Source organism: Rivularia sp. PCC 7116, assembly GCF_000316665.1.
Taxonomy (GTDB): Bacteria; Cyanobacteriota; Cyanobacteriia; order Cyanobacteriales; family Nostocaceae; genus Rivularia.
The window spans coordinates 3,770,344-3,785,176 of sequence record NC_019678.1 but is presented as its reverse complement, the minus strand read 5'-3'; the positions used below and the strand labels follow the sequence as shown (position 1 = coordinate 3,785,176).

Annotated in this window: 6 protein-coding genes; 1 reads left to right on the top strand and 5 read right to left on the bottom strand. The window is 38.2% G+C overall.

Annotated elements, in window-relative coordinates; all coding sequences use genetic code 11:
• Window positions 1-71: 71 nt before the first annotated feature.
• Together RIV7116_RS14780 and RIV7116_RS14775 are read right to left on the bottom strand one after the other, a co-directional pair.
• Window positions 72-3,578: a filamentous hemagglutinin N-terminal domain-containing protein gene (locus RIV7116_RS14780; RefSeq protein ID WP_015119102.1), complete on the bottom strand. Its 3,507-nt coding sequence runs from the start codon at window positions 3,576-3,578 to the stop codon at window positions 72-74.
• Between the two features lie 76 nt (window positions 3,579-3,654).
• Window positions 3,655-6,900 carry a filamentous hemagglutinin N-terminal domain-containing protein gene (locus RIV7116_RS14775; protein ID WP_015119101.1) on the bottom strand — a complete coding sequence of 1,082 codons (3,246 nt, stop codon included), beginning with the start codon at window positions 6,898-6,900 and terminating at the stop codon, window positions 3,655-3,657.
• A gap of 316 nt (window positions 6,901-7,216) precedes the next feature.
• On the opposite strand from RIV7116_RS14775, the gene RIV7116_RS14770 reads away from it, so the two are divergent.
• Window positions 7,217-10,000 (top strand): CHAT domain-containing protein, encoded by a 2,784-nt coding sequence (locus tag RIV7116_RS14770; protein ID WP_015119100.1) that lies wholly within the window; start codon window positions 7,217-7,219, stop codon window positions 9,998-10,000.
• Between the two features lie 292 nt (window positions 10,001-10,292).
• On the opposite strand, the gene RIV7116_RS14765 is transcribed toward RIV7116_RS14770, so the two are convergent.
• The 3 genes from RIV7116_RS14765 to RIV7116_RS14755 all read right to left on the bottom strand — a co-directional run bounded on the left by RIV7116_RS14765 (window position 10,293) and on the right by RIV7116_RS14755 (window position 14,818).
• Complete coding sequence (locus tag RIV7116_RS14765) at window positions 10,293-11,675, bottom strand: filamentous hemagglutinin N-terminal domain-containing protein (RefSeq protein WP_015119099.1); 1,383 nt, start codon at window positions 11,673-11,675, stop codon at window positions 10,293-10,295.
• Window positions 11,676-11,868: 193 nt separating this feature from the next.
• Window positions 11,869-12,606 (bottom strand): DUF928 domain-containing protein, encoded by a 738-nt coding sequence (locus RIV7116_RS14760; RefSeq protein WP_015119098.1) that lies wholly within the window; start codon window positions 12,604-12,606, stop codon window positions 11,869-11,871.
• A gap of 313 nt (window positions 12,607-12,919) precedes the next feature.
• Window positions 12,920-14,818, bottom strand: coding sequence for a CHASE2 domain-containing protein (locus RIV7116_RS14755; RefSeq protein ID WP_015119097.1), 1,899 nt, complete (start codon window positions 14,816-14,818; stop codon window positions 12,920-12,922).
• Window positions 14,819-14,833: the final 15 nt, after the last annotated feature.

The following is a 14,833-nucleotide window of genomic DNA, read 5'->3' as shown; positions in this document are numbered from 1 at the left end:
CCTTCTAAAATCTATACTAAAATTATTAAAATATAAAAATTGAAAGTTAAAAATTAAAAATTATTTTTTATTTAAGAACTACATCCCCGACTCAATAAAATTTTTCCATCCGACAACTGATAAACTCCTGTTGGTTCAACAATGCGATCGCCTTTTTTCCAAGTACGAGATGTTGGTTCAACACTTCTAACCTCACCAGTGGAATATTGCGAAACTAATTCATCCCCTGGACTTTTGCGTAAACCACCGGAACCCGTGATAGTAAAAGAGTTTTCTTGTCGCTTCGTGCTGCGTGATATGCAGCTATTAGCAATTAAAGCGTTAGTGTCAATTTGGTTGTCGGGTAAATCTGTCAATTCATTGTCAATAAACGTAACATCAGGAACTCCCGCGATTGCTCCACTAACTGTACCCGAAGCATTAATATCAACTTGGTTGTTGTTATTAAATGCATTATTCGCATTTGTATCTGTGGTTGGAGAATTTGGGCGGTAAAGGGGTTTACTGAAAAAACCTACGGTGTTGAATTTAATATCACCGCCTTTTCCATCGCGAGCAAAAGAAAGAATATCGCTGTCATCAAGAGCAATAATTGTATTCGCTGTGAGGGAAATGTTTCCACCACCACCCGCACCACTGAAAACATTGGTAGCGATATCGCTGTCGCCAAATAAGCGAATGTCTTGAGCGGTGATGTCAATAGCACCACCAGAAGATTGTTCGGAGGTGGTTGATATTGTGCTGTTAGTAGCAGTTAAATTATCGCGAATATTGATAGAAATATTACCTTTATTTTCATCGGAACCAACTGATGTAGCTGTTGTAATACTTCCTTGGTTATCAAGCGTGACTGAACCGGCATCAATATTCAAATTGCCTGGTGAACCAGTTCCGGGAGGACGTTGGTTAGTCGATTGGAAATTGCTCGCACTTATTGTTGCTCCGTCTTGCACAATTAATTTATCGGTTTCTAAGATTAAATCGCCCCCGTTTCCACTACCTTCAATGGCAGAAGCGAATAAACCCCCATTTTGAACTCTATTTTCATCTAAACTGCCAATTAATTGTATGATTTCTGATGCTTTTATTCTTAAAGTTCCTGCATTACCATCAGACAAAGTAACTGTTCCGAATTGTGAAGTATCTTCTAATCTTAAAAAATCTGTAATTATATTTAAATCACCAGCATCTTTTTTCCCGAAAGTACTTACCGAAACTCTTGCATCATTTCTAAGTGTTAAGTTATTCGTTTTTATATTTAAATTTCCTGCTTTACCGTCTCCGGAAGTATCAGAACTGATAATTCCCCCATCATTTAGCGAAAGTAAACCAGTAGTAATATCAATATTTCCACCGTCTCCAACTGCATTAGAACCAACAGTGGCAGTAATTGCACTAGGAAGATCGGCAGAATCTTTACCTTTTAAAATAATCTCATTACTAGCTTTAAGTTTTATACTCCCTGCATTTCCTTTTCCCGCAGTTCTAGAACTGATAAATCCACCATCTTCTATTGAAAGTGAGTTGGCTGAAATTTCAATATTTCCACCATCTCCAACTGCATTAGAACCAACAATAGCATTAATGGAGCTAGGCATACCGTCAGAATCTATACCTTTTACAATAATCTCATTCCTAGCTTTTAGTTTTATATTCCCTGCATTTCCTTTTCCCGCAGTTCTAGAACTTATAAATCCAGCATCATCTATTGAAAGTGAGTTGGCTGAAATATCAATATTTCCTCCTTCTCCCTCTGCACCAGACTCAACTGTGGTACTAATTTGACTGGGAACGATATTCGTAGAATTACGTAATGCTGAAAGACCTTCTCCCTCTACAACCATACGGTCGCCAACATTAATCGTAATATTGCCTGCTTTGCCAAAATTTTCTACATCAGCTAGCAATGAAGAACCGTCTTGAAGCAGTAAAGCCCCCGTGTTTATATTGATATCACCTCCTATACCAATACCGCCTTCCTCACTAACTTCGGTGATAATATCCGAATTTAATAAGGAAACCTGGCTTTGTGCGTTGATTGAGATGTCGCTTGCATTTCCACGTCCCTGGGTAACGCTAGCTATTTGAGCGCGATTAGTAATGGAAAGAAAATTTGTGTTGATATCAATTCCACCACCGTTACCCACTGCTCCAACTTCGACTCTGGTAAGAGCGCTACTAGGAAAATCATTAGTGTCACGACCATCAAAGGATACTTGGTCGCGAGCATTAATAGTGATTCTTCCTGAATTTCCTTTTCCGTATACAAGTGATTTTATCTGAGCGCCATCATTAACGAAAAGAGAACCCGTAGTAATATTTATTCCGCCACTATCGCCTATTGCGTTATTACGAATATTATTAGCAATAAAGCTATTATTTCCATCACTATCTTTTATAGATACTGTATCTTCAGCAAAAATATTTATACTACCAGCATTTCCCTTGCCAAAGGTAATAGCTAATATTATGGCACCGTCATTTATTTCAATGGACTTCCCCCCTATATTGATATTCCCACTATTACCAATAGCATCGGAATTAACATTATTATTAACTTCACTTACGGGATTGGCAATAGTTATCTTTTCTGTTGCATCTAGAGTAATGTCTCCTGCTTGAGCATTAGCTGAACCATTATTTAAATTTAATCCACCACAAGATTCATCTGCACCAATTCCGGCACAAATATCGCTGCCCTCTAAAATATCTAAATTTTGTGCATAAATTGAAATATCACCACCACCCCCAGCAGTAACATCAATTTCAGCAATATTGAGAAGAGATACATCAACTCTTTTAATATCTTCCGGAAATCCCAAACTTAATTGATTCTTAGTATGATTTAAATCAACTTTTCCCGATTCACCTAAACCAGCAATTTCAACTCTCCCTCCTGGTGCCCTTAATCGTCCACCATTAAGTATAATATTTCCGGTGGATTGAGTATTAGGAGATATGTTTCCTCCTAATAGCAGTAAACTTTTACTTTCAGGAACAGTTAAAAATGCTTGACTTTCAATAGAATTAGTTTTTTGATTTGCAACAGCATTGAAAAACAAAGCCGAAGGACTAACATTAAGCAATCCCGGAGTTTGGGGATTACTCGCACTAAATAAACCTTGTTTACCAAACTCAATCGCATTCGCTGTACTCGCTACAAACGAACCACCCACATCTAAACTGGCATTTTCTCCAAATACAATTCCATTCGGATTAATCAGAAATAAATTCGGTTGCGAACCTCCTAAAGTACCTAAAATTCCCAAAACATCAGAGAGATTTCTACCGGTGACTCGCGCCAAAATATTCTGTATTTCTGCATTCGGACTGAAAAAATATGTTCCTCTTCCCTCACTAACGTTGAATTCTTGAAAACTGTGGAAAAGATTAATTCCTCGCTCTGCTCCACCAGTAATTATTTCCACAGGTAATCCCTGAAAATTTTCCAGAACTTGAGAAGATTCAGCACCAAGAGTATTATCGGGAACGATATTACTACTTTGAGCAAAACATGGGTTAATCAAACATGCTTGAAATAAAGCTATACCCAATCCCAACCAGTAAATACCCTTCACTACAAATTCCCCCTTCTGAAATTTATACTAAATTATAAAAATCTAAAAACTAAAAAATTACTTTTTATCTGAAAACTTAAGAATTACATCCCCGACTCAATAAAACTTTTCCATCCGACAACTTATAAACTCCTGTTGGTTCAACAATGCGATCGCCTTTCTTCCAAGTACGAGATGTTGATTCAACACTTCTAACCTTACCAGTGGAATATTGCGAAACTAATTCATCCCCTGGACTTTTGCGTAAACCACCGGAACCCGTGATGGTAAAAGAGTTTTCTTGTCGCTTCGTGCTGCGTGAAATACAGCTATTAGCAATTAAAGCGTCTGTATCAATTTGGTTATCGGGTAAGTCGTCGAGGTTGTTGCGGATATTGCTATCATCTGGATCGGTGAGATTAAGAACTCCAGGAACTCCTAAATCAGAACTGGCTGTAATATCGCTTGTTAAATCACTTTCTTTTTGACGGGGTTCTATACCGAAGATTCCTTGAGAGAGAATGTCAACGTTGCCACCAGTACCGCTGAAAGCATTGGCGGTGATATCGCTGTTTTCTTGGGGGAGAGCAACTATGAATTTTGAGTTGATGTCAATGTTTCCGCCGTCGCCGCCTTGTTGGGCTGTACCAGCGTTGGTGGAAATTTGAGCGCTGCGACGCATGAGGAGCAAGTCGCTGGTGAGGTTGATGTTACCGCCGTTGCCGGATGCTGAGTTGGCATTGAGTTTACCTTGGTTATCTAGGGTAATTTGAGGTGAGTTGACTTCGATATCACCTGTATCGCCTGAACCGGAAGAACTAACAAACAAGCCACTGTTAGCGCCAATATTTCGGACGCTATCGCCTTGTTGAGCTACTAGGTTATTGAAATTAGGGTAACTCCCATTGACAATCGCCTTCTGTATAGCGTTAATTGTAATTTTTCCAGCGCTTCCATTGCTCGACGTAGTGGTAATTAATTGTCCTCCTTTGAGTGCTTCAAAAATATCTGTATTCACTCTAATATCGCCACCCTTATCATCATTTCTAGTACCCGCATCTATAAGAGCGCCATCTCGTAATGAGAAGGAACTAGAATCAATAGTAATGTTACCTCCGTTCCCTTTTGTTCCCGTATTTACAAGGCTAGAAATACCGCTAGGAAAACCGTTTTTTACTCCAGCAATATTAACCGATCCAGTCACTTTCACATTCACATTGCCAGCATTCCCTTGTCCTGCACTTTGGGTATCGGATGCTTCACGAGTAATAGTTAGCAGTTGAGCGCCTTCAGTAAGTGAAAGCGTTGTTGCGTTAATATCAATATCCCCACCTTTACCTACACTTCCTGCTTCCACAGTGCTGAAAATACCAGCATTTCCTGCAACAGAAACAGCATCTGTTGCTGTCACCTTGAAATTTCCTGCATCACCTTGCCCAAAAGTAGAAGCAACGAGTTGAGCGCCATCTCGCAGTGAAAAGGAACCAGAATCAATAGTAATATTACCTCCATTTCCTCGCGATCCTGCTTCCACGGAGCTAAAAATCCCACTTAGAAAACCGTTTTTCTCTCCAGCAATATCAACTAATCCAGTAACTTTCACATTCACATTGCCAGCATTCCCACTACCCACTGATTGAGTGTCGAATGCATTACGATTAATAGCTAGCAGTTGAGCGCCTTCAGTAAGTGAAAGCGTTGCCGCATTAATATCTATATTGCCACCCTGTCCCACACTCCCTGCTTCCACTGCACTAAAAATGGTAGCACCTGCAACCGAAATAGTATCTTTTGCACTGACTATCACATTTCCTGCATCACCCTGCCCAAAAGTAGAAGCAATAAGTTGAGCGCCATCTCGCAATGAAAAGGAACCAGAATCAATAGTAATATTACCTCCATTTCCTTGCGACCCTATTTCCACGGAGCTAGAAATCCCACTGAAGAAACCATTCTTCTCTCCAGCAATATCAACTAATCCGGTAACTTTCACATTTACATTGCCAGCATCCCCTCTACCTGCTGGTTGACTATCAGATGCACCACGAGTAAGAGTTAGCATCTGAGCGCCCTCAGTAAGTGAAAGCGTTGCCGCATTAATATCGATATTCCCAGCCTGAGCCTCACCATCCGCTTCCACTGTACTTAAAATGACAGCATCTACAAGGGAAACAGCGTCTGCTGCTGTCACCTTGACATTCCCAGGATTACCAATTCCTAAAGTGGAAGCAATGAGTTGAGCGCTATCTTCTAATAAGAAGGAATCAGAATCAATAATAATATTACCTCCTTTTCCTTGTGAACCCGAGCGTACAGCATTGCGAACATTACTCCCAGCACCTGCAACTTTAATTTCCCCAGCCGCATTAAGCGTAATATCCCCCGCAACAGTTTCAGGTGTCCCCAAACCTTGTCCAATTCCAGCAGAAAGTTTACTTCCTTGCAAAATATCTAAGTTGCGAGCATTGATAGCAATATCACCGCCACCATTCGCTTCTACACGCATAAATGCTTGATTGGTCAGCGATACATCTGCACGAGCTACATTTTCAGGAAATCCTAATTTCAAATTATCCCCTTCAGAAAGAAGATTGACATTTCCAGGTGCTGCTAATCCCCCCAACTCAACTCTCCCACCAAGAGCCAACAATCTCCCACCATCCAAACTGACACCACCACCAACTAACAACAAACTCTTTCCATCCAACACTTGCAAACCATTAATTGGACGATTTGCATCACCATTTTCAGCAATTCCCAACACCGTACTTGTCGCTCTCGAACGATTTACTATTTCTGCTTGATTATTAACAGCATTAAAAAACAATGCAGATGGGTTAACTGAAAGTAAATTACTTGTCGTAGGTTCAGTTGCACTAAACAATCCCGTTTCTCCCAAATTAATTCCATTCGCCGTACTCGCTACAAACGAACCACCCACATCTAAACTGGCATTTTCTCCAAATACAATTCCATTGGGATTAATCAAAAATAAATTCGGCTGTGAGTTCCCAAAAGTACCCAAAGTACCTAAAATTTCTGAAGGATTTCTACCAGTTACTCGCGTTAAGATATTCTGTATTTCTGCATTCGGGCTAAAAAAATACGCTCCTCTTTCCTCACTAACATTAAATTCCCGAAAACTGTGGAAAAGATTAATTCCTCGCTCTGCTCCACCAGTTATTCTTTCTACCGGTAATCCTTGAAAATTTTCTGTCACTTGAGAAGATTCAGCATCAAGAGAATTGTCAGGAACAATATTACTACTTTGAGCAAAACATGGGCTAATCAAAAATGCTTGAAATGCAGCTATACTTAATCCCAACCAGTAAATACCCTTCACTACTAATTCCTCCCCTACTCCTGAAGTTAATGTTAATTACTAGTGGTTAACACTGTCACCAATACTCACAAAGGTTTTTATTTACACGTAAAATAAAACTACCTTAAGTCGCTATAAATTTGCAAGCGGTAGTTAAATAAAGTTCACCATTTCAAGACTTTGTTAGGAAATATTGCATTAAACTGCAAATTTTCAGCAAGGCTGAGTTATTCATGTATATTTCTGCTAATTTAAAAAATAAAGTCTAAGTCAGTAGTTATAAGAATCAATAAATGTATCCTAAATTACTTATATTCTGCTTTTCGCTATTTAAATTATGAATACCAAAAATCAATATCTCAAATTTTTATTTTCGGTGGTTCGGCGAGTATATATAAATCTAAGTAAACTCTTTAGCCGAAAATACCAAAAGCTAAATCGCAATAGATTTATTAAAGCATTATTTTTTGCAACTCTTTTGCTATGTTTATCCTTTGGGCAAGTAGTATCGGCACAAACTCCCAATGCTACCTCGTTGGTTAAAAGAGGAGTTGAAGACTACAATGCTGGTAAATATCGTAGTGCGGTAAAATACTGGCAATCGGCAATCAAAGAGTATAAAAAAAATCCCTCTGCTACGGCAGTTGTGAATGAAAATTTAGGACGTGCTTACCAAAAATTAGGGGAAGATAAAGCAGCTATTGAATCGCTTTCGGCGGCAATTCGCGATTATGGAGCGGCTAAAGATATCAAGCAAGTAGGAAGAATGCGGACGGAACTTGCTCAAGTTTATAGCAATTTAGGACAACCTCGAAAGGCGATCGCCCTTATTTGTGGCAAAATAGCAAGTCAAGGAGTTGATTCGATAGAATGTCAACAGGAAAGTGCAAAACAAATTGCAACTCAATACAATGATGAATCCGGTAAGGTGGCTGCTTTAGGAGTACTTGGTGATGCATATCGCTTAATCGGAAATTATGATAGAGCGATTAAGTATTTAAATGAAGCAAAAAAAGCGGCTCCGGAAAATTATTTAGTATTGAACAGTTTGGGTAATGCTTATAGAAATCGTGCCCAATTGATGGATTTACAAGCTAATTCAGCAAGGCAAATTCGTCTTTCAAAAAAAGAAAAAGAATTGAATCAAAAGTCTGAGAAAGATTACAATCAAGCCCGCACGTATTTTCAAGAAAGTATCAAGTTTGCTCGCCAGCAAAAAGAAGATTTGGCACAGATGCGGGGATTATTAAATTTAATTCAATTGGCTTCCCAGACAAATAAAAGAAAAGTTGTTGATGATGCTACATTTAATAATACGCTAGCAGATGCTTTAAAGCAGAATAAAAATTTACCAGATTCAGCGACAAAAGTTTATGGAGCAATCGATTTAGCATATTTACAACGCAATTCTCAAGGAAGTTCACCTTTTATTGGTTGTCCAAATCAGCTTGCTTTACCGGAAAATCAATCATTAAGTTTGTTGCAACAGTCAGTTTTAACTAGCAATAACTTACAAGATAATCGCCTACAGTCTTATGCAAATGGCGCTTTAGGACATTTCTGGGAATGCCGTCAAGATAACCAAAAAGCGTTAACATATACCCAAAATGCGATTGTTGCCGCAGATAGTAACTTGAGTGCAAAAGATAGCTTGTATTTGTGGGAGTGGCAAGCTGGAAGAATTTTAGATAAGCAGAATAAGAATAAAGAAGCAATTGAATCTTATCAGCGCGCATATGAAACTTTGGAAGATATCCGCCAAGATATTTTGACAGCAAAACGAGACGTGCAGTTTGACTTCCGCGATGTCGTTAAACCGCTGTATCGTACATTAGCCCAATCGCGATTAGAACTTTTGCAAACTGGGGCAACTAATAATAAAGAGCGCCTTAACCAATTATCGAAAGTAGTAGAAACTATCGATTCTTTGAAACTAGCAGAATTACAGAATTACTTTGGTAATGATTGTATTTTGAGTGCATTAAATCCCAAACAGGTAGACGAACTTCTTGAAGATAAAGAGAATAGTGCGGCGTTTGAGAATACAGCATTTTTGAGTTCGATAATTTTAGATGGTAAAACCGGAATCTTATTACAATCAGCCAATCAAGAAACCAAATTTAAGTGGATTGAAGATCCCAATCAAGAAGGCACAGATAAAATAGTTAGTACCGAGAAACTGGAGAAAAAAATTGCCAAATTTCGCAGGGGTTTAGTTAGAGGAAGAGAACAACTTATCTACGATACGACAACTGCCTCAGAGCTTTACGATTGGATAATTCGCCCATTTATTAAAGATGGAGATATTTCACCAGAGACATTCAAAACCCTTGTATTTCTTCAGGATGGATTTTTGCGTAGCGTACCAATGGCAGCACTTTATGACAGGCAGCAAGAAAAATATTTAGTTGAAACCTACGCCATTGCTACAACTCCAAGTTTACGAATTACCACCCCAAAATCGAGCCGCAGTAAACAAAAAGCATTAATTTTGGGTTTAACAAAAGCAGCTACAATTGATGGTAAGAATTTTAAAGAACTGTTTGCCGTTGATAGAGAAGTTCGTGCAGTAAAAAAACAGTTTCCCAATTATACCGATTTAATCGACGACAATTTTATCCCCGAAAATTTCCGGCAGAAACTCCAAAAAACTACATACCCCGTAGTTCATATTGCCAGCCACGCTCAATTTGGTGTTATTCCCGAAGACACTTTTATAGTCACGGGTAACAACAAAAAAATCACCATCAGCGAATTAGAAAACTCATTGCAAAATCTTAACAGCCCATCCGATAGCGTCGAACTTCTAGCCCTTACTGCCTGTCAAACCGCAGTTGGCGACGACCGTTCTACGTTAGGATTAGCTGGAGTAGCATTGCAAGTAGGAGTGAAAAGCGCGATCGCATCTTTGTGGAGCGTTAGAGATGCATCAACATCCAAACTTGTAGAAGAATTTTATCAAAACTACGGTAAAGAAGGAATGAGTATTGCTCAAGCATTGCAGCAAGCTCAAATAAAGATGATTAACGCCAAAAAATTACCGGAGTCAGAAGACATGAATATTGATTATGACAACCCCGTATATTGGGCACCAATGATTGTTATTGGTAATTGGTTGTGAAGAAATAACAATCAGAAGCGGGATAGCAGCAACTACGAACAATAATTTACTCCTCAAAATTAATGTGGTGGAGTACTAGGGAGGAATGCTTATTTAAGCCATCACAATTGCATAAAACTTCCTTCCTATAAAAATTTCTCTATTTTATGTTTTAAATAGAGTTCGATATGAGGATTGTAACAATGGCTGATGCAGTTGATTTAGGTTTAGTGGCAACAGGTGGATTATTACCGGGATGGCAGTTGGCTCAAGCATTTGCTCCTAGTGGTTTCGATCCTAATTATTACCGCCGTCAGAACATAAGCGATATCGTAGCTAAGAGTTGTGAACCATCTTTACTTGAAAAAGATCCAGTTTTTATATTTATTTCACCTCCATCACCTATAGCTCCAGATTCAACAGCACTGAGAATACTAGATTGATTAAGCAGCGAAACTGAATTATTAGCTTGAATCGTTACCTTACCAGCATTTCCTTCCCCAAATGTACTAGCTGAAATTTGTCCACCAGATAAAGATAATGAGTCAGTGTCAATGTCAATATTGCCACTCTCACCAATTCCCCCACTTTGCAATCGACTAAATATTCCAGTAGATACAGTTCGGACAAGAGGATTTGCAGTACCAACAAGTGAAATAAAATCATCTGCCTTGATGTTTATATCACCAGCTTTTCCCCGTCCGAAAACACTAGTACTTATTTGAGAGTCATCATCTAAAGATACTGAACGTGCCTCAATTGTAATGTCTCCAGTATTACCAATTGTATTTTCTTTTACGGTGCTAAGAATAAAACTACCAGTTTCCAAATTTACAGAATCCTTAACTTTGATAGACAAACCAGCAGCTTGTTCTTGACTAGAAGCGTTTACTTCGATCAAACTACGTTCACTCAGCTTTAGCGATCTAGCTTGAATATCAATGTTATTACCCTGAGCTTCTGCATTCCTTAACTCAACAATATCAGTTGCTTGCAAATTCAAATCTCCCCCAGCAAGCAACTGTCCCTGCAAATCCAAATTATCAGCAGCGACTGTAAAGTCTTTCCCTACAGCTAAATTCCCACGATTAATGATATTCCCTGGTTGTGCGGCTACTTGCTGAAAAAATAGCGCTCCTGGTGCTATGGAAAGTAAACTACTTTGTTGCGGTTCACTCGCACTAAAAACCCCCTGCTCCCCAAACCGAATCCCATCCGCAGTCGTAGCAACAAACGAACCAGCAACATCCAATCTTGCATTCTCGCCAAATACAATTCCGTTAGGATTAATCAAATATAAATTGGGGTTAGAAGTAATTCCTGTTGTATTTAAAATTCCTAGGGTTCCTAAAATATTTGAAGGATTATTACCTGTTACCCGAGTCAGAATATTTTGCAGATTATTGTCAGTATTTATAAAATAAGTAAAACGCCCTTCACCAACGTTAAATTCTTTAAAACTATGAAAAAGGTTACTTCCCCTAATAGCTCCACCATTAATACTATCGATGGATAAACCATCCGCATCCACTGGTAAAATTTGAGATTTTTCGCGACCCAAAGTATCATCTGGAACTATATTACTTTGAGCAAAAGCTATATACCTGTTTGATAAAAATATTTCTAATATGACTGTACTTAAGAATCCTAATAGACTTAAATACCACCATCGATAAAAACCAATTTTATGAATCATGGTTTCTAAATTTTACCTGTGTAGAAAGCAGTGTTATTTGTTATTAAGTGTAATTAATCTACCATATATTCTACCAATTTAGATAGCAATGAAAAAAGCTAGCTTTTGAAAAACTAGCTTTTTCCACGTATCACAAATAACCCCTAATTACTATCTACGAGAAAACGGGGGTGTAAGCCTAATTGCTATATTCCTATAACTCAATACCTGAAATTTTCTGAAGATATTGATTTCGTTGTTTGATGATTTTGATATCTTCTTCCGTATCCGTCTTTATTGGAGTCTCTAGCTGTGAAAGCTGTTTTACCAAAATTGAACCACTTTGGCTAAGTTGACCATTTTCTGTTTTTTTCAAGGCTTCTTCAAGGGCTTCATACCATAAGTCTTTTTGGGCATAATGTTTTACGCTTTCTGGTATGGTGGTAAATGCTGTTTTAGCCAGGGATTGAGAGACAACCTTAAACTCGGCGCGACTAGTTATTGAATCTTCACCTTCGCAATCAATTGTAATTTGCCAAAGATATTTTTTACCTGCTGTAAGCTCGGAATAATCGGTGGAAAGCTTTAATTTGTTAATGCCTGCTGTTGCTGGTATCTCTTTAGGTTTACCGATGTTTTTAATTTTTTTGTCTGATATGAATTCTGCAAGTTGGAATCGTACAGTTCGAGGATTCGACATATACCAAGCAAGCATTGGACGTTTAGAAGCTGTTTTACCCACAAATGTCTTTGGGGCAAGCAAGGTTAGAGGTATGCTACTACCAGGACATCCACGGGAAGCACCACCGCGAGAATACCCACTGGCAGCTTTGCGATCGCGCGGCTTATATTCGGCATATGCAGGGAGTGCAGTAGCTAGGAAAAATGCTGCTGAAACTAAACTTGTAAGTCTGCGACTATTTCGCCAAAATCTTAAACTGCGATGATTCATAATAAATCCAGCTAACTGTATATTTTTTCTGAAATGGAACAGTGAAAATACAAACAAGCTTATTATAAAGAATACACTATTAATAAGTAGCAATCAACAGAATTTATTAATATTAAGCACAGGCAAAACTATAATTATTGATTTGAGTAAGATCAGAATTAACCCTCTTCCTAATAGATAAGAAAAGGGTACCGCAGATTAATTATTTTGTATTAGCTTTTATAGGAATATTGGCATAACTTATAAAAAGCGAATTAATGGCTAATATACAATGTAAGCAATATTCAAATAAAGCAAACGAACAACCAAAAATCTAAAACCCTTTAATCGGTATCCAACTCAGTTCGCAAATAGTACCGCGAGGACTAAGAGATTCCCGACGAAAATTTCCTCCTAATTGCTTGGCTAGTAATTTACAATGCTTTGTACCTTTATTTTCAACATTTGACTTAATTCCAGAACCGTTATCTTTCACCCATAACTTATACTGACTTGCAGAATATGCACCCGATGCTTGAATGCGTTTCACACCTTCTGCATGTTTGCCAACATTACATAGTGCTTCTTCCAAAAATAAGCAAATACTGCGTTTTTGCTCTCGACTTAAATATTTATCATCAACTGGATCGAAATTACGAATTTTGACTTTTAAAGTTTTAAAATACTCGAAATCATTTCTTTCTAAGGTACTAGAGTATACTTCATATAATAAATCATGAAGCGGTCGTTTTAAATCTAGAATCAATCCACTGCCCAAGCGCAAAACTTCTTTTTCACCTAACGCTTCTAACTTGAGGAATTCGCTAATTTCTCTAATTTCTTGATTAAGCTTTTCAAACTGCCAAATTAGTTTTTCATAGGGTATATCTTTTGCGCGCATGTGCCTTAACCCATAGGCAAGAGTCTGCAAAGGACCGTTATGGATTACATTAAAAGTATAGTCAATGGTGTTTTGACGCTCCTGTATTTGAGAGCGCAAAAATTTATCATGTTGGTAAAATGCAAAAGCACTCAAACCAACCCCATTCACTGCTAATATCAGCAGATTTGGTGCTATGGGAATCCAGATACCCCACAACCACAGCATTGTATAACCGCAACTGAGCAAAATTATGGCTGCGACACCAACACTAAGTAAGTTATTCCATACAGATTGAGTCATTCTTCCTAAAGCAATTGGTAAAAAACCCCAAATAATTATCCATATATATTCTTCGATTTCTCCCCAACTATCTAGCATTGGGCGATTATCAATTACAGAACTCAGGATTTCACTAACAGCGTGAGCATGATAGTCAACACCATAAATTTGACCCTTTAGTTTAAATGTCGGCACGGCAAATGTATAAAAAATATCGCCAGCACTAGTATTGCGATTACCCACTAAAATAATGCGATCGCGCAACCATTCTGGATTAACTGTACCGTTTAAAATATTACGCAGCGACACCACACGAAAAGGTGCATAGCTATTGCGGAAGTTCATTAAAATTGACAATCCCCCATCATCAATATCAATGTATCCGCCAAAATTCTTATTAGTAATGCGAGGTAATTCTTTTGAGCGAATCATTATGGCATTGGGATCGTTTTTACCCGTTGCTAAATCAGTTCCTTCAGCTTTGAAATACTGAGTAACTAATCGTAGGGCTAGAGAATATTTATCTTCTTCTGGATTTTGAGGATTCTGAGGACTTGGTGTATATAACAAATAGCGTCGATTTTTGCTATCCTCATCATTCAATAAATCCACAAATCCAACTTGTTGCTGTGGCAAAGTTTTGTGTGGGGGAACTTCTCCGGGTGGTAAAATTTTCTCTATACCAATAATATTAGTATTTTCTTGTAATACCCGAGTTAGTTGTTTGCTGCCCGGTTTCACGGGAACATTTTTGAAGAGATCCAAGCCAATCGCTCGTGGTTTATAACTTTGCAACTTGGTAAGTAATTCAGCAATTTTCCCATCGGGAATTGGATATTGGTTTACCAATTCAATATCTTTTGCATCAATTCCTACAATTACTACTCGTTCGTCAAGTGGTTCTTTGGGACGTAAACGTAACATTGTATCGAGGAGCATCCATTCACTTGATTGCATTCCTCCAACTATGCGTATTAACATCACTACTAATAGCACAATCATTCCTGGAGGTGCAGCACGCAACCACAACTTAGATTCTTTGCAAATAAAACCCCAGATTCTTGTTTTCACAATCTAGTCCCCGAA